We start from the raw sequence: 22,621 nt of genomic DNA, 5'->3' as shown, positions 1-22,621 counted from the left end.
CTCATTTTTGGATCTCACCGAAGTGATCTCCAGATACTCACTCGTTGTTCAGTTTTCAAAGATCAAGCTCGTTGTTAGTGTCGATGTTATCGTCACCAGCAACTCTTATAATATATCACGTTCATCTGAGCAATGCAAGCTTTATTTTTGAAATCACTTATTTAAGTAATCTCTCATTTCCTTTGCCGCTCCAACAACGCTTATTTATAATAACCTATCCTTCTATTAAAAAGCAACCTTTATATAAATAAAAATAACCCGCTTAATGACTAAGCGGGTTATTCTCAGATAATGCTATAGTTACAGCTATTCTTAGTAGAATTTCGCTGCAGTATATTTGCTTGCTGATTTGATCAGTTCAGTTGATGCTGTTTTCTTACCCAGACCTGCATCCACTGTAGTATCAATCGTCACCCATTTGCCGTTCAGGAACACTTCGTTCCAGGCATGGTATGAAGTTACATAGCTTGTATTCCCCATAACCAACTTGGTTGGAATCCCTTCACTGCGGAGCATAGTAGCGAACAAGGAAGCGTAATCGTAGCAGATACCTTTGTTGGTAGCCAGTGTGTTGTCGTTGTTCGGAATATAATCTGTGCTTACGGTGTTGGCCAGAGAGTAGTCATATTTCACGTTAGCTACGATGTAATTGTAGATAGCCTTAACTTTGTCTGCATCTGTTGTCAGACCCTTTGTAAGCTGTGCTGCCTTTTGAACGGATTTATCGGAAGAACTCCACTTTACATTCTGTACAGAGCTCAAATATACGGCATTCACATTGCTCATTGAGAGAGATACAGTCTCGGAAGATAGTACTTTGTATTTGTTGCCGGTAGTATTCTCAAGAACGGAGACCTTGTAAGAGCCATTACCTTGTTGCAGCGGGAACGTCTCGGTCGGTTTGGAAGTGTATAAGTTGTAAGTATAGCTGTTATTGTCCTTGGTAATCATGAGCTTCATCTTCTTGTCTTTAGGAACATCGTACGAAACCCCGATAACCCCTTGATCAAGTTGTCCAACATTTAACCAGCTTGAATCTGCATTAGCAGCTTGAGCAGTGCCTGTCTGCACGGAAGTGACGATCACAAAAAGTGTAATCAGCATTAAATAAAACTTCTTCATGGATAAAACCCCTTTCGGTAGCTGGCTGCCATTCTTACGGGAAGGCCCTTTAGCTTTGCGTCCCTACCTTTCGATAGGTTTGCCGTTATCGTATAAGCTTTATCTGTCCAATCTACTGCCACATAATGACAGATTCAGAATGAAAACAAACAAAAAAAGCCTCTTCATTCGGTAACTGGCTGCCATCCATGACGGGAAGGCCCTGTAGCTTTGCGTCCCTACCTTTCGATAGGTTTGCCGTTATCGTGTATTAGCTTTCATAGTTATAGCTTACCATATCTCAATCTATTAGCAAGACCCAAATCACTAGATTCCCGCAAAAATAGACTAAAATTTTATGTTTTTTGACCTTTCTCAGCATTGTCCTATGACAATCAGGTCAACTTTGCATGAATAATGAGTCTGTGGGTAGGGTTGACAAGCGGATCACAGGTAATGAGGGTCAGAATCTTATCATCATCCTTACCCTTCAGTACTGAAATATCGGTAGGCTCTACAATAGATACATCATATACAACATATTTGTATTCCTGTCCGCTTGTAATAACAGTAATGGCATCCCCTTTACCGACCTCATCCAGTCTGTTGAACAGCCGCCCTGCCGTTCTTGACCGATGTGCCGCAATCGCTGCATTGCCTACCGCGCCAATCGGAGCTGTCTCCTTCATATGCGCCGCCGCATGCTTCATATTGGTCTTGGTGGCGCCCTCCAGTACAGGCAGCTTCAGATCGATTTTATCGATTTCAATAATAGCGGTGATCTTGCCTCCCACTTCAATCTCGGGCGCTGTAGTGGGCACCGGCTCTTCCGCACCAGACTCTTCCGCCAGCAGCTGGGTGACTTCTGCATAAGGCTTGCTCAGATCCTGGCTGGCAGGAGCCGTAGCCGAAGGAACGATTTCACTATAGGCCTGTTCAGCCTCTTCCAGCAGCTTCTGCTGCTGACGGTCCTCGTACCATTCGCTTCCTTTGGGGTAGAGCATAATCAGGACCCCGGCAAGTATAATCAAATAGGATAATTTCCGCATGACAATCGCCTCCGCAACATAGAATAAGTGCTTTCCTCCACAGAATACGGGGAAGATATACGCTCTCTTTAAAATACCCACTTCCGGCTTCCAAAGAAATTAATGATTACTGTAACAAAGGTAACCAGCACCTTGGCCATCAGCACCTGGACGCCCAGCCGGTCAGTCAGCAGATGAATCAGCAGCACCGAAATGCCCAGCACCATCAGATTCAGGACAATAAATCTCACCAGCTGCATCCGGTCAAAGCCGCTATTCCCGCCTCTGTTCCCGCCCTTGAAGGTCACCTTCTTATTCCAGAAAAAGCTGTTGGCCGTCCCGGCGCTGTAGGAAATAATCTGTGCAGGGGTGTTAAGCATCCCCAGGGAATGAAGCAGGGTAAATACCGCAAAATCTATGAACGTGTTAAGCAGGCCCACCGCATTGAATTTCAGAAACTGGATCATCCCTGCCCGCCAAGCCTTATCTTGCATAATCGCTTGCCTTCCGCGTGTCTTCGGCCTCTGCCTCCGGGTAGCCTCGGGTCTCGCGTACGATATAAAGCGGTCTATCCTTAGATTCATCATAGATCCGTCCGATGTATTCCCCAATCACGCCCAGCAGCATCAGCACAATGCCGTTAAACAGCAGGTTCACCCCGACAATAGATGCCCAGCCCGGCACAGTCCAAGAGGTGAAGACTTTCTGGAATAAGACCAGGAACAGGTAGATGAAGCTGGAGAAGGACAGGAAGAAGCCGACATAAGAGGCGATTTTGAGCGGCTTGTGCGAGAAGGAGGTGATTCCGTCGAGCGCAAAGCGGATCATTTTTTTGAGCGGATATTTCGTCTCCCCGGCGAAGCGTTCCTCCCGCACATATTCCACCATGGTCTGCCGGAAGCCGACCCAGCTTACCAGCCCCCGTACATAACGGTTCTTCTCCTTCAGGCCGCGCAGCACATCGCAGACCTTACGGTCGATGAGCCGGAAGTCCCCGGTATCTGTGGGAATCTCCACACTGGTCATGCTGCTGAGCAGACGGTAAAAGATTTTGGCTGTCACCTTCTTAAAGAAGGTCTCTCCGTGGCGCTTCAGCCGCTTGGCATAGACTACCTCATAGCCTTCCTTCCACTTGGCGATCATCTGCAGGATGACCTCCGGCGGGTCCTGGAGATCTGCGTCAATCACCACAACAGCCTGGCCTTCAGCATAATCCATACCCGCCGTAATCGCCACCTGATGGCCGAAGTTACGGGAGAAGTCAATCAGCTTGACATGCTCATCCCTATTACTGATTTCGCGCATAATCTCAGCCGTACGGTCCCGGCTGCCGTCATTGACGAACACGAGCTCATAGGAATCCCCGCACTCATCCATCACTTTTTTGAGCCGTTCGTAGGTTATCTGAATGACTTCCTCCTCATTATACATGGGCACAATTACACTATATCTGGCCTTCACAAGGGTTCCTCCTCAATTTATTGTAAGCCACAGCTTCCTTGATGCGCTTCATCAACATCAGCTTTGAGCAACTATGCGGCTCTTACAGCTCCCCTCCTAGAATACCCAGGAAGGGAACCAGCGAAGTACATGAATGATATAACTGCTGTTCACCTGCATGCCGGACAATACCGGATAGAACATTACAAATAGGATGGCGGCGGCCGCAACATAGGCGTACCGCAGATATTTGGCACCCTGGAACCTGCCGTCAAGCAGCTTCAGGATGTACACAATGGATAGAATCATAAACGGCACCATCGCAAAGTAATGGTACAGGAAGGTCTCACGCGGCACAAGCATCCACGGAACATATTGTGAGAAGAAGCCGATCCAGATCATATACAGGCTCTTGTCCCGGCGCTTCAGGGTGAACCATACAGCAGCCAGCATCGTGAAGATTCCTGTCCACCAGATCAGCGGATTGCCCATCGTTACTATGCTGCTCGCCTTGCCTGCAGGCAAGCCTTCGCCGCCGCTGAAGAACCATACCGGACGCTTCATGAACGGCCACTCCCACCAGGAGGAGGCGAACGGATGTGTAGCTACAAGCTGACTGTGATAGTTGTACATATTCTTCTGGGCATCAATCAGCCCCTTAACGGTGAAGCCCTCTGCCGACGCAGATAGTGAAGGAATGAAGGACAGGCTGTATATTATTCCCGGAATGATGACGAAGAATCCGATGCAGCTGGCCAGCGTGATGATCGTGTTCTTCCAGAAGGACTGATCTGCAGTCCGGCAGGCGGCTTTGAGCTCCTGACCGCTCAGCTTGCCTTCAGCCAGCAGGCGTCCGGCAGCCTTGTATTCTCTGTAGCGTTCAATGAGTACCAGCGCAAGCATAATAGCAAGTCCTGCGCCTCCGTAGATCACGATCCACTTCGAAGCAACCCCGATGCCGAAGAACAGGCCGGACCAGAACAGCGGAGCCAGTGTGGTCCGCAGCGGCACCCGGTAGAAATTCATCGTGAAATACCGCTGCATGAAATAGAACATCAGCATAATGAAGAATACACCGTACACATCGATGGTCGATATCCGCGTCTGGGTGAAATGCATGAAGTCCAGAGCGAATAATCCCGCTGCCAGTGCAGCATAGGTAGTCTTACGGAACAACCGAATCGCCATGATATAGATCAGCGGCAGCATCGCAATCCCGAACAAGGTGCCGATGATCCGCCACCCGAACGGATTGACGCCGAACAGCTCCATTCCTACCCCGATCAGCAGCTTGCCAAGCGGCGGATGCGTGTTCTCATAAGGCACAATATTATGATAATGCTCATAAGCCGTACGGGCATGATAGATCTCATCAAAATACGTACTGTTCATGAAATTAGAGTTCCCCGGTATGACGGACTGCTCGTCAAACAGATTGGCCGGCGTTCCTCTTTTAGCTGCTGCTCCCGAATCGGGTGTCACGCTTGCTATCGTCAGAGGAACCTCCGGTGCCCCCTGCTCATAGAAGGCCATCTCATTGAGGGTGAAGCCTGGAGACGTAACCGAGAGCTTGACATATCTTGCGGATACGTTAAGCGGCTGGCTTTTCCAGATGAAGACATTGCCCACATCCTCGCTTACCTCAAGCGGGCTGCTCCAATTATCAGGGGTCTGGCTGAATTCCAGCTGAAACTTCCCTGTTCCGACACCGCCGAACACATTAACCCGCTCCAGTTGATGGGCCTGCCCCAGATCCACATAGAAGCTCTCGCCGCTGGCTGCTGGCTCCCACAGAGTCTCAGGTGCCTTGTTATCTCCCAGATGATAGAGGGCAAGCGCCCCGTATAGCACGGTGATACCGAGCATCCAGATCCAGTCTCTGCGCTTCAGCTTCAGCGGAGAACGGCGCTCAGCAGGGGCAAGCGGCTTGATGCCTTCTGCAAGCAGCAGATCTGCTGCGTACGCCTCCTTGGGGGTAACCGGCTCAGGAAAAAGCTTCGCAGTTCGGCGGATATATACATCGTATCCAATATAGAGCAGATATATCGCAAGAATGATAGTGGTAATAGCTGTAACCAGAACAATGCCGTCAGCCGGCGGATTTCCGCCGGTATTCAAATACGCCAGTGTATAACCAACATTGATGTACTGGGTCAGGGAGAACCCGAGGAACAGGGTCAGGAACCGCCGGTCCCGGCTCTCCATGAAGGCGAATAAGGACAGAATCAGTACCGGATACAAGTAACGCTCATGCATTTTGGTACCGAATACGAAGACAATCGTGATCAGCACCATAGCGATGAAGTAGGACTTGGAGAGATCCTTGCGGTCCTTGGTATTGAAGGAATAATAAGCAGCAAGTGCTACTGCCACCAGGATGAAAATAAAGCCCCATATACGATACGGTATGCCGAGCCAGGTCACATCCAGCGCCGACCACATCGGGTCAGTCAAGGCATACAGATTGAATGCATTCACTGTGGAATATGGATAAGAGGACAGTGTGCTTTTGTAAAGGTTAATCAAGCCTGCAAAACCGCCGTTGTTCCAGAAGAACGGGGCTGCGAGGACAAGGAAAATCCCCAGTCCGTACAGGGCGCCCAGCGCAAGCTGCTTCCAGGCCCGGTGATGGTAGAAGGCAAGCAGCAGCACAGGTGTGAAAATCAGCGCCTGCGGCTTGATTAATGTAGCGACGGCAAAGAAGATCGCTGCACGTACGAAGCGCTTATCGACAACCCCGATCATACTGAGCAGCAGAAAGATGAGGAAAAAGGAATCCGCCTGCCCCCAGGCTGCCGAATCCATCAGCACAGCCGGATTGAACAGGAACAGCATCATCAGCCCCATAGCCAGCCCGGAGCCGAGCCTGGTTCGCGCGCTATTATAGATAATCCAGCCAAGCACCAGATCCGAGAGCATCGCAGGCAGCTTGAAGAGAACCGTCTCGGCACCTGACCCGCCCGCAAAGTTAAATAATCCGCGCAGCAGGCTAAGCAGGTATAGCACATACAAGTACCCCGGCGGGTAATCGGCGAAATAACCTTCCTCATAGAATTTGCCCGGTCCAAGGTCGGTCAGACGCTGGCCCCAGGCCATGAAGGTGTTCATATCATTCTTATAGCCCTGTGCCGTAAGGCCGATCCAGATGCGCAGGATGAATGCTGCCCCAAACAAAACATACAGCCAGCGGGTGTAGATTACATCCTCCTGTCTCAGCAGACGCTCACTGCGGAAGGCTCTTGTGTACAGAAAAGCAAAGAACAGGCAGAATACTCCCGAAAGCAGCAGCAGCTTGGCCGGAGACACCTTATGCGGCACTTCCTCCGGCTTGCTTCCGCCGTCCGCATCTGCCGGGGGAGCCTGGGCGCCGCTGTCCAGTGAGATGATATTCGATCCCTCCGGTACTGTATCCAGCTTCTCTACGGACAGATCATCGAAATAGGCCTTACCCTGAATCAGATTGGCATAGCCGCCCAGCGCAGCGCCGATTCCGATCTCGGTCTGCTCCTTGCCGGTCTGGCCGATGAACTCCAGACGCTGCCATTCACCGCCGGTATCACTGGTAGCGGGATAACCGCCCCCAATGCCTACCGGGAAAATATTGGCCCCGATTCCCCCGCCTGCGGTGCTGGCTATTTTGACGTATCCAGAGATTCTGTAATAGCTATCCGGCAAGACGGTAACGGTCTGCACCCACTTCAGGTGATTGGGTTCCAGATTCTCAATAACCGCCGCTTTGCTGCCGGAATGAACCTCTTCCGACTGAACGGATATGGAGCCCGCCGCATCTCCGGCAATCCACATGTCCTTGGTCCAGCCTGCCGGTGCCCCCTCTTCGCCTTCTTCAAAGCCCGGGTTCTGCAACAAATTCCCTTCGGCATTAATGCTTGTTACAGGAAGAATAAATAATAAGAGCATTAGTATAACGGTTGCCGCTGCACGTACCTTCTTGGTCATCGTTCTACCCTCACCTCGTCAATGTTAATCCAGCCATTACCGCCGGTTATGTATACTTCTGCCTGTATCCCCTGCTCCAGAGTGACCGCAGGAAGTGTGACCTGTTGATAAGCTTCCGCCGCAGGCAGCTCTGTCTCTGCAAGCATCTTACCGGCTGCCCGGATGCCGATCTTCCCGCCGCTGCCGCCGCTACTGGACATGACAGTCAGTCTGTACTCACCGGCTGGTGCAGTGAAAGCCTGCGAAACGATGTTCTCCGTTCCGGGATCAAGATATGCCAGCTTACTCCCGGCGAAGGGGTTGTTGACAGCAACTCCCGTTCCCGCAGAGAAGGACCAGCCCGCCGTCCCTTCTTCAAATCCGCCATTCACAAATTCAAATGCAGCAGTCTTGGGTGTATCTTGAGGCCCGCCATTCTGTTCACTGGTGAGCATTACGCTGTAGTTGGCAAAACGCTTCACTCTGGACCCGGCGCTTGCCGCAGGCGGCGCAGCAGTATTCGCATAGATATATGCGGCATTCGCAGGCACCCTGCTCAGATCATCAAACCTGTATCTTCCAAAGGAAGAGACGCGCTGAAATGCCTCTCCCGGATTGGCATACTGAACGGACTTCAGGAAATCATGCGGGCTGATCTGTTCATAGAACAGCACATAAATATAAGGCATATTCACCTGGTTCGTAAGATAGACTTCACCGGAGCTGTGTTCCGAAGCATACTGCACAGCCTCCCCTAAGGATTCATAGAAGACTGGACCGATGCGTTCAGGGAACTCGCGGAAATACGTATTGGAGAATAAAATAAACATCATGGCGAACCCGGCCGCGGCCAGGATGGCTATCCCTTTGACTCTGCCTGCCAGCCAGACGAATCCGGTGCTTACCAGCATAATGAACGGATAAAAAATAATATTAATCCGGTTAATATTCACAGTTGTAATCAACGCCATTAGCACCGCCACCAGGAACCATAGCAGCACGGCTCCCCTACCAGCGCTCTCCCTCTCCCGCCGGCTTGTCCACCAGGAATGCAGGAGAACGATCAGGCCGAGCAGTGCAAAAGGCAGCGCCAGCGGGTACGCATACCCGTAAGGAGAGATGGAGTTCCAGGCCAAGCCGTCACTTCCGCTCCACATCAGCTTGCTGAACGCAGTGAGGTTATCCGCAGCCGCCTGCCACAGCCTGCCGCCGAATACGGATGAAATCTCCTCCACGCGCGGGGTCGTGAGCTTCGGAATTGTGAACAGCGGAGTAGCTATATCCTGCATAGCGTAACGGTTAATGATAATAAATAGTAATATAGGCAGCGCCAGTACCGCAAACCATACGAAATTCCAGACCAGGGCACGAGGTCTCAGGACCTTGCTATATAATAGAAGAATTGCCGTACCGAGCGCAAATAGCGGGACGAAGAAGTAGGCTGTTCCATAAGCATACAGCGAGAGGGCCAGCATGCCGGTAAAGGCGTACAGCCACCTTGGATTCGCAAAGGCGCGCAGCAGAAAGTATACGGATATCAAAATCATTGTAGGAAACAGATTCGATTCCAGCGCCCACCTGGACATCATAATATGCCACGGATTGATGGCGATAAAGAACATGGCAACGGTCCCGGCTCCAGGCGAGACCGACAGTCTTTTCATAATGAGATAGAAAAACAGCATGCCCAGTAGTCCCATGATCAGGCTAAGCGCCCTTACAGACAATGGCGTTAGACCGAACAACAGAATGAACGGCATGGACAAGTAGGCATATAGCGCATTCTGTCCGCTCCCCCAGGCGATCAGGTGAATTGGCAGATGAACACCATTCCGGTCCATCCCGTAGTGCAGAATGGCGTAGGCATCATAGCCGATAGAGGCTTCGTCCTGGTTCAGTCCCGGTGGAATAGAAGTTATGTATAGAATACGGACTATTGCCCCAAGCAGGAACAGCAGCACCGGCCAGGGCTGGCTACGGAAGAACTTGTACACTCGATTGAATACACCGGACACCATTTATCACCTCTTCAACAATATAATCTAAATATTGGTTGATGAAAAGGGTAAAACCCAGCTTGTCCCGCGCGGCTCCCCCCCCTTAAAAGAATAAAAAGAAAACGGCCCCTTCATATAATGAAGAGACCGCAGAATGTAAGTCAGAATCCATGGAGCTGATTAGCCTTGGCTGCCGATCAGAACATAACGCAGGATGATCAGAATCGCCAGCACCCACATCATCCAGTGGATATCATATTTCTTCTTCCCGGCGATATTCGCTACACAAGCCAGAATCACGTAAGTAACAATCCCGAACGAGATCCCGTTAGCAATGTTATACGTAAACGGCATGATCACGAAGGTCAGGAAGGCCGGAATCGCCAGCACCATGTCCTGGAAGTCGATCTCACGTATCGATTGAGCCATGAGTACACCGACAATAATCAGCGCTGCCGCTGTGGCCGGACCAGGGATCAGAGCGACTACCGGAGCCAGGAACAAGGCAAGCAGGAAGCAGATCCCCGTAGTTACTGCAGTCAGACCCGTACGTCCGCCTTCAGCTACACCGGCTGCACTTTCTACATAAGCGGTAGTGGTGGAAGTACCCAGCATCGCACCGCCCGCAACAGCTACCGCATCTACGAACATGGCATTGCCGACACGCTTTTTGCCCTCTTCAGGGTTCTTCATAATTCCGGCACGTTCAGCAGTACCTACCAGCGTACCGAAGGTATCGAACAGTTCTACGAAGGTAAAAGTGGCAATCGCCGATACGATACCGGTGTGCATAATGCCTTCCCAGTCGAATTCCCAGAAGTTGAGCTGTGTGAAGTCAGGAATCCATGGTGTCTGCGGATTGCTCAATGAACTGAAATCCACAGCCCCCATTAGGATTGCAGCCACGGTAGTCCCGAGAATTCCGAACAGGATGGCGCCGCGAACGCGCAGTACCATTAAGATGGAGATCAGCAGCAGGCCGATAATCACGAGCTGAACATTGGTGTTCTCCAGGCTGCCCATATGAATTACAGTTTCAAAAGAAAGAACATCTGTAAATTTGTTAGCGGCGATATCACTTCCGGCTTCAACGCCGATGGTCATCAGTCCGCTGTTCTTCAGGCCGATAATGGTGATAAACATCCCGATCCCGACAGTGATCGCATGCTTCAGGCTGTCAGGAATGGCAGTGAGCAGGATTTGCCGGACCCGGGTAACGGTCAGGAGGATGAAGATAATCCCGGAGATAAATACGGCGGTAAGACCCATCTGCCAGGTGAACTCATGTTCAGTGGTGGCGGAGGATAAGACGACGGAAGCGAAATATGCGTTAAGGCCCATACCAGGTGCCAGAGCGACCGGGAAGTTAATGAATACCCCCATGGCAATGGTGAAAATACCGGCTGCCAGCGCAGTCGCAAGGAATACGGAATACCAGCCCATATCAATGCGGCCGAAGGCAGTCAGAGTGCTTGGATTAACCGACAGAATATAAGCCATTGCCATAAACGTGGTTATACCGGCCATGATCTCTGTACGTACTGTGGTGCCGTTCTCTTTCAATTTGAAAAAGCGGTTCAAATCGTTCTCCCCCTAAGGTTGTATGTTGTGCCAATACAGCAACACAAAAGCCGGCATCTGGGAAGACACCGGCCCGAAAAAGAGATGGCTGCCGGGAATTCCGGACAATCGCCGGAAATCCCAGAACAAGTTGCTCTTCTTAATCGTAGCCAGGTCATTACGGTGACCTCGTAGAGACTTCCGGGCCGATCCCCGGAATTATACGAATATATTTGCTGTAGCGCTTTATCATTTTAGGGGGAGATGACAGCTCTTGTCAATGGTAAATACGAACATTGGCCGTCAGGTTTACACAAATGTTCGTAAATTGAACATTTCTATGACAAATACTGCTTGGTTCAGGGAGAATCCGCCAAACATTGCAGCATAAATGCGGATAGTTCCGCACTAAATTAATTATAATCAAACTCTACATGGATTTGCATACCAAATCTATGTTAATCTGAATGTGCTTAGCGATAAGCATTAAATTTCTAATCAAGTTCCTTATCCGAAAGGGGATGTTTCGATTGGTTACTACTTATATGGTGGTTTCCGTTTAAAACTGCATAGCAGGCATACATCTTAAAAATCAGGCGAACGCCTGGATTATTTGGTATGCCATCCCAAGTAACCTTTCGTGAATATTGCTGTTTGCGGGATACGATGAAGGTCGTATCTTCTTTGCATCTTGATGCCGTAGAACAGCAGCTTCTTATTGAGGCTGCTGTTCCGCGGCATTTTTGCGTCCATCAAACAACAGATAAGGAGCTAAACCCAAAAACATGATTAATCTTACAACCTATGGCTACACCGAAATAGAGGAAATCCCCGCCGGGCTATTACCGGGCAGAATTACAGAGCTCCGGCGGGAGCGCTTCATGGTAATCACAGAGCGGGGCGAGCTGACCGCTGTACTCAAAGGCACGTTCTATCACAGTGCGGAATCGCGCGGGGACTTCCCGTGCGTCGGCGACTTCGTCCTGCTGCGTCCGAACGAAAGCGGGGAATCGCTCATTACAGCGCTTCTCCCCCGCCGCTCCAAGTTCTCGCGTGCGAATTATTCCGGCCATGCCGCAGAATATACCAGAACCGTTCTGGAACAGGTCGTAGCCGCCAATTTCGACTATGTATTTATTTTGTCTTCCCTGAACAAGGATTTCAATGTCACCCGCATGATGCGTTATCTGACCCAGGCCAGGCAGAGCGGCGGGCAGCCGGTCGTCATTCTGACGAAGGCGGATCTCACAGAAGACTACAGCCTCCCGCTGGCAGAAGTCCGGCAGAGCATGCCGGATGTTCCCGTGCACGCAGTGTGCAGTCATAACGGTCTCGGGCTGAATGAGCTCGATGTCTACCTTGAGCCAGGTTCAACTGTCGTCTTCCTTGGCATGTCCGGAGTCGGCAAATCATCGCTGCTTAACGCCCTGATGGAACGGGATGTTATGAAGGTCAGTGCCATCCGGGAGGAAGACAGCCGGGGACGGCATACGACGACCCACCGTCAGTTGTTCATGCTCCCCTCGGGAGCAATGGTAATCGATACCCCCGGAATGCGTGAACTTGGATTATTCGACGCTGACGAAGGCATCTCTGCAGGCTTCAGCGATGTGGAGGAACGGTTCGCAGGGTGCCGGTTCCATGACTGCCGCCATGAAGCCGAGCCGGGCTGTGCGGTACTCGCCGCCCTTGCGGACGGTTCCTTGCCGCGTGAACGCTGGGAGCGTTACAACTCACAGCAGCAGGAGAACCGGTTCGTCCAGGACAGAACACACTATCTCAGGGACAAGGATGCCCGCAATCAGTCAGCTGCAATGCAGCGCAAGCAAATGAAAAAAAACGGAGGACGATACAAATGAAGATAAACCAAGATGCTTTATATATTGCTCTATCTCAGCTTTTTAATACAACGATTACCTCTGCGGATTACGAAACGCTACAGTTACACGGCGGAACTGTGGGGGATGTGCAATTGGTCACCGGAACCGCTGCAAGTGCTGCCGGGGAGAGCCTGCCGTTCCGCATCGTGCTGAAAATTCAAAAGAAATGGGAACGTTACAATGACCCGGATTCATGGCGGCGGGAATATGATCTCTACGCTTCTGAGCTGGGAGCGACCTTCAATGATACCTTCCGCTGGCCGGTGTGTTATCACGCGAAGATGAATGATGAAGAGAATGAGTACCAGCTATGGCTGGAATATATCAACGGCATCTCAGGCCTGGAGCTGACCGGTGACATGTATGAACAGGCCGCATTGGAGTTGGGATGGTATCAAGGGAAGTTGTACGCGGAGCAGCCTGAGGTGCTGCAAAGTCTGACCAACCTGAGCCATGCCGATCTCATGAAGAATACGTATCTGCACTACCGGTCTTGGCCGGTTGTCTACGACTATATCCGTTCAGAGGAATGCGGATTCCCGCAGCATGTGCGGCAAATGCTCATCGACATCGATGAGCATTCGGACGATATTTTTGCCCGGATTGAAAGCTTGCCTCGGGTGTTATGCCACCGGGACTTCTGGGTAACCAACATCATCTATACTGGCGGGACCATCGCGCTGATCGACTGGGATACCAGCGGCTGGGGCTACCTCGGCGAGGACATCGCCAGCCTGATTGCAGATGAGGTGGATCTTGATCACATGATTGAATACTATCAGCGGTGTGTCCCTGCTTATTACCGGGGCTTCACGGAATATGCGGGAGAGATTGCCCCGCTTGCCGGCCACTGCGTCTACGAATTCATTCTGCTCGTCTTCGGATACCGGCTGGTGGAGGGATATCTTCATGCGGAGGATGATGATAAGAAGACAGAGTGTCTGGATACGCTGGAGAAGGTGTATGAATTGAAGAGCTTGACCCTACAATAAGCTAAGATCCAGGGCATAGGATACACGACATGGTGTAGACCTATGCCCTTTTTCTATGATACAGGGGCAGCGAAAGCTACTGCTGGAGGAGCGACTTGCTTTTCTCAATAAACCACTTCTCTGCACTGGATAGTGTATGTTCAGGATGATAAATCAGGGTTCTGCGGAGTGCAGAATATCCATCCGGCAAAGCTTGATAGTTCAGATAATGGTATTTGAGCGCCAGACTTTCAGGAATGATTCCTATACCGAATCCGTTGCTGCAAATCTCCAACAGTGTTTCGACAATATTCACCTCTGAAATGGATGCGTTATGCACATCGAAATCAGCCATCAGTGACATAAGCGCTTGATACGAGGAGCACTGTTTACTGAACACATAAATAGGCTCTTCACTTAATAATCTGTAGAGAGACTTACCCTTCGTATTCCCCGTAAACACCAATCGGTCTCTTGTCAGCATTTCCGCCAGCATGGATTTACTCTGGTTATAAATTGCATTCTCAAGCTCGGTAATGTAAGCAATATTCAATTCTCCCTTGAGGATCTTGGATATTAATTCATCTGTGCTTCCGCTCATTAAGGACAACCTTTTGTTCGGGAATGCCTGATGAAATTCTTTAGCAATATTATTAAGGTGCAGCGGAAAGGAAGACTGCATAATTCCAATCAAAATATGCTCTTCCTTATGGGCGAGGAGCTCTTCTGTTTCTTCCCATAGCAGGATTATTTTTTTGAATTGTGCATATAGCCTTTCCCCATCCGGGGTTAGCTCTACCCCATAAGAATGCCGGTAGAACAGCTTAGCCTCAAAGTGCTTCTCGATATTCTTAATCTTATTCGTAATATTCGATTGCAGATGATTGAGTTCGTTCGCCGCAGCAGTCATACTTCGCAATTCTGCAACTTTCATAAAAGCTCTCATGTTCTCGATATGCATAGCCTTCTCCTTCAGGTATCAAAAAAAGTAATATCCCCATGCGATTCATGCATTTCAAATGATACTTGAGCCAGATTATACTTAGGTTCACCATAGAAGACAAGGAGCGAAATACAATGAACCATTCAAAAAAAATTAAAGTCGGCATTGTGGGCGGGTCCGTTAATCCTGAAAGCTGGGCGATCAAATCACATATTCCTGTGCTGATGAACAATGAGCAATATGATTTAATGGCAGTCAGCACTTCAAATCCGGCCTCAGCGAAGCAGGCTAAAGAAGTCCTTGATATCAAGTATGCCTATGATCATTATCAGGAGCTTGTCCAGAACCCGGAGATTGATCTCGTAGTTGTGAGTGTCAAGGCTCCATTGCACTATGAAATACTTAAAGAAGCGATTAAGCATCACAAGCATGTATATTCAGAATGGCCGTTAACCAACCATATCCGTCAGTCACAAGAACTCACGATGTTAGCGCAAAATGCCAAGGTTCATAATATCATTGGACTACAGGCCAGACAGTCCAGCGTGCTGAAGCAGGCTAAGAGCATAATTAATCAGGGGAGATTAGGAAAAATTCTATCTGCGCATATGCAAGTCACCACACAGGGAAAAGGAAACACAGCAACAAACCGGACAGAATATCAGTTCAATCGGGAAAGCGGGGCAACGCTGCTGGACATTAACGGTGGCCATTCTTTAGACCTTATGGCCTCGCTATTAGGGGAATTCACCCCACTTGCGGCCGTTGCTCAAAGCAGCTTCGGGCAGATTCGCAATATCGAGACTCACCAGAATATTAGGCAAGGCGCACCCAGTAGCTGGGAAGTGATCGGGCTAATAAACAACAGCATCAGCAGCAACGTTTCAATACACGGGGGCGCTCTGCCCGGATTTACGCTATTGATTCGCGGAGAAGCCGGTTCCCTGCGGTTAACACAGGATGCCTCCATGGGTCATCCTCAATTTGGAAACTTAGTGCTGGAAGAATGCCTCCACTCAGATCTTCAGCTCATCAAGTCAAGCAGCGGCTATTCCTTTCAAATCATTGGCAGGGACACCGGGGCAGCCTCTATGCAAAGCTATTTCGAGTCCATATACCATACTCTGGCGGGAGATATTCACAATGGCTTGGATTCACTTCCTGATTTTGAAGCCGGATACAGCATACAATTGTTGATTAACAAAATAAAAGAGCTGAGTGTCCGGTAGCTACCGGATGCTCAGCTCTTATTATTTTATTCCCACTCGATCGTGGCAGGCGGCTTAGAAGTAATATCGTACACGATGCGGTTCACGTTATCCACTTCGTTGACGATGCGGACTGAAATTTTCTCCAGCACATCCCATGGGATACGTGCCCAGTCAGCGGTCATGCCGTCGATGGAGGTTACCGCACGAATGCCTACGGTGTAGGAATAGGTGCGCTCGTCACCCATTACGCCAACACTCTTCATGTTAGGGAGTGCAGTGAAATACTGCCAGATCTCGCGGTCGAGACCCGCCTTGGCAATCTCTTCACGCAAGATATAGTCGGAATCGCGAACGATCTGCAGCTTCTCTTCGGTCACTTCACCCAGCACACGAATCGCCAGACCCGGACCCGGGAAAGGCTGACGCCACACGATCGCATGCGGCATGCCCAGCTCTTCGCCCAGCTTGCGGACTTCATCCTTGAAGAGGGTGTTCAGCGGCTCGATCAGGCTGAATTTCATATCTTCCGGCAGCCCGCCCACATTGTGGTGCGACTTGATCGTCTGCGCCGTTGCTGTTCCGCTCTCTACGATATCGGTATACAGTGTACCTTGAGCCAGGAACGCGAAGTCACCCAGCTTGGCCGATTCTTCGTCGAAGCAATAGATGAACTCGTTGCCGATGATTTTACGTTTCTGTTCGGGATCGGAGACACCGGCCAGCTTGCCGAGGAAGCGGTCACGGGCGTCGATTTTGACCACATGGATATCGAACTTGCCGACAAAAGTCTCCATGACGCTCTCCGCTTCACCTTTACGCAGAAGGCCGTGGTCGATGAACATACAGGTCAGCTGATCGCCGATCGCACGGTGAATCAGCATCGCCACAACAGAGGAATCCACGCCGCCGCTGAGTGCGCAGAGCACTTTCCGGTCGCCGACCTTGTCACGGATATCCTTAACGGCATCCTCGATGAACGACTCCATCGTCCATTTGCCCTCGCAGCCGCAGACCTCGTACAGGAAGTTCGAGATCATCTCATTCCCCTTCACGGAGTGGCGTACCTCAGGATGGAACTGAACGGCGAAGAATTTGCGTTCATCATTACTCATGGCTGCAATCGGCGCGCTCTCTGTACCGGCATCCAGCTTAAAGCCCTCCGGAAGCTCCACTACATGGTCCCCGTGGCTCATCCATACGGTCTGTTTGCTCTCAAGGCCCGCTGCAAGCACGGAGCTGGGTGCGAATTCCACATCGGCTTTGCCGTACTCGCGCTTGGCGGAGCGTTCCACCTTGCCTCCCTGCTGCTGTGCCATCAGTTGCATCCCATAGCAGATTCCGAAGATCGGCAGCCCGAGCTCGTAAATCGCCGGGTCGACATGTGGTGCATTCTCCGCATAGACACTGCTTGGCCCGCCTGAGAATACAATACCTTTGGGTGATAAGGCCTTAATCTTCTCCATCGGTGTATTGTACGGCAGAAGCTCGCTGTATACCCCCAGGTCACGAATTCTGCGCGCGATTAGCTGGTTATACTGTCCCCCGAAATCCAGAACAACGATTATTTCATTTGGCTTGTTCATTACTTGCCTCCCTTGATTATTGGATTCATTATACTCATGGTTAATTCTCAGCGTCAAGGAAATGGGGTCCCTCTGTTTCAAGGTTTTGGGCTGGCTGTGGTAGGGGTGGAGAGAATACCTGCATAGGGCAAAGTTAGCTGAAACAGGCTCGTGGCCATGACAGTAAGGAATACCTGCAGATGAGCAAATGTCCGCCGATTCACTGGTGCCGGGAGCCGGTATCTATGTTATGGAAATACAGTAAAAAATTATAGCCCTGGCTGGGGGTGGATAGTATCTGGCATGGGGAGCGTGGATTTAAATGTAGTCGGTTTTTCGATTACATTTGGCCCAGGTGCCCACGCAGCGCCGAATGTAGTCGGTTTTTCGATTATATTTGGTCCTCGTGCCCACGCAGCGCTAAATATAGTCGGTTTTTCGATTACATTTGGTCCTCGTGCCCACGCAGCGCTAAATATAGTCGGTTTTTCGATTACATTTGGTCCTCGTGCCCACGCAGCGCCGAATTTCGTTTTTCGATTACATTTGCCCCACTCGCCGCCCCCCCAACAAATTGCATTCGGTTTACTGTGAAAATACGCTAAACAGATGAATGGACGATAGCACGCTGCTCTTTTCATGCTGGAGTTGTGCCTTAATAGACATGTATGTTTTCACATACATTTTGTCTACTCTATGTACCTCTATCCGCGGCAAACGGAAGTCATGATTCCCTATATGAAAAGACGTCCGCTGCAAATGAACGGACGCCGATTCTTGATCAGGTTAGATGGAAGGTGATCATCAGGCACCGGGCCATAAAAGCCTCTGCGTCCATGGTATCGGCAGCGCTGGGGGGCTCGGGGGGTGACGAGGGCAAGGCGGGCGACATCCGCGCAGAGTGCGACAAAGGTAAGGCGCCTCCGGTGGGGACCGACGCCGCTGAAGGCATGGCGTCTCCCGCGGAGCCCGACGCCGCCAAGGGCGCAGCACCGCCACCAGAGCCCGACGCCGGCAAAGGCACGGCGTCTCCAGCGGAGCTCGCGGCCGCTAAAGGCACGCCGCCTCCGGCGCCGCCATACGCCAGGGTCTCCCACTGGCGTACAAACCCCCGGACGGCGGCGCGCAGCCGCCCGTCCTCGATAGCCAGGGAGTCTGCGTACTCCCTGGCGGTAACCCCGGGCAGCGGCGGCCCATAGCGCGCCGCCAGCCCGTGCCAGGCCGCAGCGGCGGCGCGCAGCTGCCGCTCACGGCCAAGCCTGCCGGCGCGGCGCACCGCCGGCAGCAGGGCCAGGCTGCGCCGCCAGCGGATGGCGGCAGCCAGCACCAGCGCCGCCAGCGCGAGCGGCGCAGTGTCCGGGCCGCCCGCCTGCGGCAGGGCGGCGGTGAGCGCGTCCGCGTGCAGCGCAGCGGAGCGGCGGGTGTCCGGCGGCGCGGAGGCCGCCGCCGGGTCCGTAGCCGCCGCGCCGAGGGCAGCGGCGGCAGCGGCGGAGGGCGTGGGGTCGAAGGGGACCCAGCCCGCGCCGGGGAAATAGACCTCGACCCAGGCGTGGGCATCGCCGCCGGTCACGCTGTAGCGCTGCGGCACAGAGCCGGGCACGGCGGTTCCCGGGCCGTAGCCCTGGACATACCGCGCCGGAATGCCGCTGCTGCGCAGCAGAACCGTCATCGCAGTGGCAAAATGCACACAATAGCCCTGACGGGTCCCGAACAGGAAATCATCGGTGAAATCGGCACCGGACGGCGGCACGCGGGTCTTCAGCGAATAGGTATAGCCTTCCTGAAGATAACCGGCTACGGCTACGGCGGCATCGTAACGGCTAGCCGCAGCTGCGGTAAGATCGCCGGCCAGAGCACGCACCCTGGACGGCAGAGCAGCGGGGAGCTGCAAATATTGGCTGCGGACCCCGTCGGGATCACTCCCCCTCAGCGTCCGCAGGACTGCCGGATCACTTGGCGGCAGAACAGACTTGACGGTGTACTCCGTAACCCCTGCGAAGCCGTAGACTTCCGGCAGGCGGAAGCTGAGCCTGTCCGGGCTGGCCAGTACGTAACCCAGCTGGCTTCCGTCCGCAAGCCGGATGTTCTGTACGTCTGTTATAGCGCCTGCACTGAACAGCGGCATACCTCCAGCGGAAGGCGAGGCCAGCTGAATCCGCTGAATAAACGTCTGGCCCCCGGCTGATGCAGCATCTGCCAGAGCGGGCAGCGCCCCGGACAGCCGGGGCAGATTCAGCGCTGAATACGCGGCTCCGCTCCTGATCCAGCGGCGGCCGTCATAATACGCCATGCTTTCCCCCCGCGAGTAGTAGGGACGGGAAGCAGTGACCGTGAAGGCCGCCTCCCGGCTGGGAGTCAGGGGCATGCCAAGCTCTCTGTCCTCCATACTGTAGCCTGTGCTGCCGGTGCCGGGTACACCTTCCTCCTCCGGTCTTTGCGCCGCTGCCCAGTGCTCCAGCTTGTCCAGCACCGGCTGCAGTGTAACCGGGGCAGCCGGGCGCGCGCCCAGCCCTTGCCCGGCCATCCAGGCGGCCAGCGTTACCAGTACAGCTGCCGAGAATGCCCTGGCTCCCCAGCGGGCGTATGGAAGAACAGGCCTTTCTGTCCTCTCTTGCAGGTGGAGCAGCCCGCTTAAAGCCCGCAGCCACAGGATCAGCCCCGCAGTGACCAGGACATCCCCGGAAGTATTAACGGCATAACCCATATCCAGCACCAGCAGATACACCAGCGTTACACCGGTGAACAGCGCAATACTTCCCCTGTACAGCGCGAGCTGCTGGACGGAGGACACCAGCAGCCCCCAGCCCAGCACCAGAATCAGCAGCCTGCTGTCCTCGCTTAATGCGGAGATCCGGCCAGAGAGCAGCAGCAGGGCATCCTGTCCACTTTTCTCCATGGCATAGACCTTCAGCCACCCGCCCCCACCTTCCGCAGCAGCACAGAGGCCATACCAGGTCAAGAAGATTAGCAGAAGCTGCCCGCTTGCCTGGACAAGACGGGGCAACAGCAGACAGCCCCATGCGAGAAGTGCTGCTGCCGAGAGCATCAGGAGCCTCAGGAGCTGTGTATGGTCCGCTGCCGCAGGCAATCTGTAGAGCGGCAGCAGCCACAGCCCAAAGACGCCCATAATCGCCAAAGAGAACAGACCGCGATAATACAGAGGACTGTTCTCTCTTTTACCTGCGGAGCTGTTCTCTGCAAGGTCTGATTCCTCCATCCCTGCCGCTGTAAACATGATGCTTCCGTAGCGGCGATGCCCGCTGTGGGTTGAGCCCTTCGGACTGGCGCTATCCGTACCCGCACTAGCAGGAGGTGGAGTTATCCGGGAATCCATCAGGCTCCGCCCCCTTGTACCCTTGTGCAGGAGCAGCATAGCCCAGACAGTGAATCCTCGCGCCAAGCCGCATCAGACTTCCCGCAATCGTATCCGAGGCAGGCGGTCTGCTGTTCCCGTAAGCTGCGGGATCATGCTGCCCGGTTGTTTCCCACCCCTCCGGTGCCAGCCTGCTGCTGCGGGATAGCTCCGGCAGCGTCCCCGCTGCTCCGGCCGGGCTCCGCACAGGACTACCCGGAGTCCGGCTCGGAGAAGGCTGGTCCCAGACATAATACAGCTCCACCCTGATTCCTTGAACCAGGAAGCGGGCCAGCGTTCTCGCTGACTCCTCCTCCAGCCTGCCGGTAACGACCGATACCGTCATCCCGGGAATCCAGCTCTGTGACGCATCCTCCAGCAGTCTGCTGAGACTCTGTGAACCGGATGGGGCAATCTCTGTAAGCAGATCCCGGACCCTCCCGGGGATCTGGCCCAGTCCCTCATGTCTGGCCATTCCTTCCGGCCAGCCGCCGCTGAAGAGCTGGATGTAGCTGCCGGTACGCTCGGCAGAGAGCAGCAGCCCCATCGTAGCCGATACCGCCTGTTCAAAGGCCGGGATCACCGACCTCCGCTGGCTGCGGGGAGGGTGCGCACCGCCGGGAATCTCGTAATCCGCCGGACTGCTCGCAAGCACGATGCAGGTCATCTGCCCCGCTTCACGTTCCGGCACTCTGCTCTGCAGGTTGCCTTTACGGGCGCTGCTCTTCCAGTGAATCCGGCTGAACGGATCACCTGGCGCATAATCACGGATATCCGCTGCTTGCGGGCTGCTGTGGTTCCCCCGCCCGGAGACACGGTCTCCCGGCAGCAAGCCGGTATCCGGCACAACTGTACCCATATATATCGCCCTTGGCAGCACTTTGAAGTCCGCCTTGCCGCCCGGCTGGCAGCCGCCGGTGAACAGCCCCGGCAGATCTCCCCAGGTTACACTGCACCCATGAAGCTTATGTACACCCCTTGGAACGGACAGCAGCTCATAAGAATATTTGAAGGAACGCCGGAAGCCGGGAAACAGCAGCTCCTGATGGCTGCCCCCGCTCCAGTAATCGGTCACAATCATCCAGGGCAACGGGATTCTGGCGGCAAAAGAAATCTGAACCTCCACAACAGCGTCATCCCCCGCAGACAGTCGCGCAGGAGCAATCGTGCGCTGGACACTAACTCTCCGGGGACCGCTGAGCTGCATCAGCAGGCCGCCGGACATAACCACTCCGCCCGCTGTCAGCAGCAGCAGGAGCGATTCTCCGCCGCGCCACATATACAGTCCTCCGGTAACCGCCATCAGGACCAGCATTCGCCCCCACTCCTTCGCTGCGCGGCGGACGCGCTTCCGGGGGAACCCGGCTATCTCTGCATTCCCGTACCTGTTCTGCTGTGAATACACCTGTGATTTTGGATCTGTCAATGATGATGAGGACAAGGAGGACACCCTTCCATGGTCATAGACTAGCCCCCTGACAGCCTGTACTTTCTCTGGCTATACTACCTGCTGAGGCCTGTTGCTATCTATTCTTTCCACGAAAAAGGATGCCCAGACATTCAGCAGCCGCTTTTCCCGCCAGTAGTCGCTTTTCCCGCCAGCCCCCCTGCCGTCCCTGTCGTATCCTGCCGTCCCCTCC

14 protein-coding genes and 3 riboswitches are annotated in these 22,621 nt (G+C 53.0%); of the genes, 3 read left to right on the top strand and 11 right to left on the bottom strand.

What is annotated here, in order from left to right:
* Positions 1-312: 312 nt before the first annotated feature.
* The 7 genes from C173_RS07815 to C173_RS07785 form a co-directional block, all read right to left on the bottom strand.
* Positions 313-1,122 carry a transglutaminase-like domain-containing protein gene (locus C173_RS07815; protein ID WP_036723826.1) on the bottom strand — a complete coding sequence of 270 codons (810 nt, stop codon included), beginning with the start codon at positions 1,120-1,122 and terminating at the stop codon, positions 313-315.
* Positions 1,123-1,135: 13 nt separating this feature from the next.
* A riboswitch (cyclic di-GMP riboswitch) is annotated at positions 1,136-1,216 on the bottom strand.
* Between the two features lie 73 nt (positions 1,217-1,289).
* Positions 1,290-1,371: riboswitch (cyclic di-GMP riboswitch) on the bottom strand.
* A 125-nt stretch (positions 1,372-1,496) separates the two neighbouring features.
* Complete coding sequence (locus tag C173_RS07810; protein ID WP_036723825.1) at positions 1,497-2,150, bottom strand: class D sortase; 654 nt, start codon at positions 2,148-2,150, stop codon at positions 1,497-1,499.
* 68 nt (positions 2,151-2,218) lie between these two features.
* Positions 2,219-2,623 carry a GtrA family protein gene (locus C173_RS07805; RefSeq protein ID WP_036723824.1) on the bottom strand — a complete coding sequence of 135 codons (405 nt, stop codon included), beginning with the start codon at positions 2,621-2,623 and terminating at the stop codon, positions 2,219-2,221.
* Complete coding sequence (locus C173_RS07800; protein WP_036723823.1) at positions 2,613-3,590, bottom strand: glycosyltransferase family 2 protein; 978 nt, start codon at positions 3,588-3,590, stop codon at positions 2,613-2,615. Before C173_RS07800 ends, C173_RS07805 begins: the two co-directional genes overlap by 11 nt.
* A gap of 96 nt (positions 3,591-3,686) precedes the next feature.
* Positions 3,687-7,526, bottom strand: a complete 3,840-nt coding sequence (locus C173_RS07795; protein WP_051477900.1) for a glycosyltransferase family 39 protein — start codon at positions 7,524-7,526, stop codon at positions 3,687-3,689.
* Positions 7,523-9,523 carry a glycosyltransferase family 39 protein gene (locus tag C173_RS07790; RefSeq protein WP_036723821.1) on the bottom strand — a complete coding sequence of 667 codons (2,001 nt, stop codon included), beginning with the start codon at positions 9,521-9,523 and terminating at the stop codon, positions 7,523-7,525. The genes C173_RS07795 and C173_RS07790 overlap by 4 nt, the downstream gene beginning before the upstream one ends.
* A 159-nt stretch (positions 9,524-9,682) precedes the next feature.
* Positions 9,683-11,083 (bottom strand): NCS2 family permease, encoded by a 1,401-nt coding sequence (locus C173_RS07785; RefSeq protein WP_036723820.1) that lies wholly within the window; start codon positions 11,081-11,083, stop codon positions 9,683-9,685.
* Between the two features lie 126 nt (positions 11,084-11,209).
* Positions 11,210-11,309, bottom strand: a riboswitch (purine riboswitch).
* 538 nt (positions 11,310-11,847) lie between these two features.
* Between C173_RS07785 and rsgA the strand changes: the two genes are divergently transcribed.
* Positions 11,848-12,921, top strand: coding sequence for a ribosome small subunit-dependent GTPase A (gene rsgA / locus C173_RS07780; protein WP_081751078.1), 1,074 nt, complete (start codon positions 11,848-11,850; stop codon positions 12,919-12,921).
* A complete protein-coding gene (locus C173_RS07775) occupies positions 12,918-13,934 on the top strand; it encodes an aminoglycoside phosphotransferase family protein (RefSeq protein WP_036723819.1) in 1,017 nt (338 codons plus the stop codon). The genes rsgA and C173_RS07775 overlap by 4 nt, the downstream gene beginning before the upstream one ends.
* A gap of 76 nt (positions 13,935-14,010) precedes the next feature.
* Here C173_RS07775 and C173_RS07770 read toward each other — a convergent pair whose 3' ends face one another.
* Positions 14,011-14,874 carry a LysR family transcriptional regulator gene (locus C173_RS07770; protein WP_036723817.1) on the bottom strand — a complete coding sequence of 288 codons (864 nt, stop codon included), beginning with the start codon at positions 14,872-14,874 and terminating at the stop codon, positions 14,011-14,013.
* Positions 14,875-14,990: 116 nt separating this feature from the next.
* On the opposite strand from C173_RS07770, the gene C173_RS07765 reads away from it, so the two are divergent.
* Positions 14,991-16,085, top strand: coding sequence for a Gfo/Idh/MocA family protein (locus C173_RS07765; protein ID WP_051477899.1), 1,095 nt, complete (start codon positions 14,991-14,993; stop codon positions 16,083-16,085).
* A 26-nt stretch (positions 16,086-16,111) separates the two neighbouring features.
* Here C173_RS07765 and guaA read toward each other — a convergent pair whose 3' ends face one another.
* The 3 genes from guaA to C173_RS07750 all read right to left on the bottom strand — a co-directional run bounded on the left by guaA (position 16,112) and on the right by C173_RS07750 (position 22,407).
* Positions 16,112-17,650 carry a glutamine-hydrolyzing GMP synthase gene (gene guaA, locus C173_RS07760; RefSeq protein ID WP_036723816.1) on the bottom strand — a complete coding sequence of 513 codons (1,539 nt, stop codon included), beginning with the start codon at positions 17,648-17,650 and terminating at the stop codon, positions 16,112-16,114.
* A 760-nt stretch (positions 17,651-18,410) separates the two neighbouring features.
* Positions 18,411-20,963: a transglutaminase-like domain-containing protein gene (locus tag C173_RS07755; RefSeq protein ID WP_036723815.1), complete on the bottom strand. Its 2,553-nt coding sequence runs from the start codon at positions 20,961-20,963 to the stop codon at positions 18,411-18,413.
* A complete protein-coding gene (locus tag C173_RS07750; protein WP_235191814.1) occupies positions 20,932-22,407 on the bottom strand; it encodes a DUF58 domain-containing protein in 1,476 nt (491 codons plus the stop codon). Before C173_RS07750 ends, C173_RS07755 begins: the two co-directional genes overlap by 32 nt.
* Positions 22,408-22,621: the final 214 nt, after the last annotated feature.

This window comes from Paenibacillus sp. FSL R7-277, assembly GCF_000517965.1.
Lineage (GTDB): Bacteria > Bacillota > Bacilli > Paenibacillales > Paenibacillaceae > Paenibacillus_AQ > Paenibacillus_AQ silagei.
This window is presented reverse-complemented; position numbering and strand designations above follow the sequence as displayed.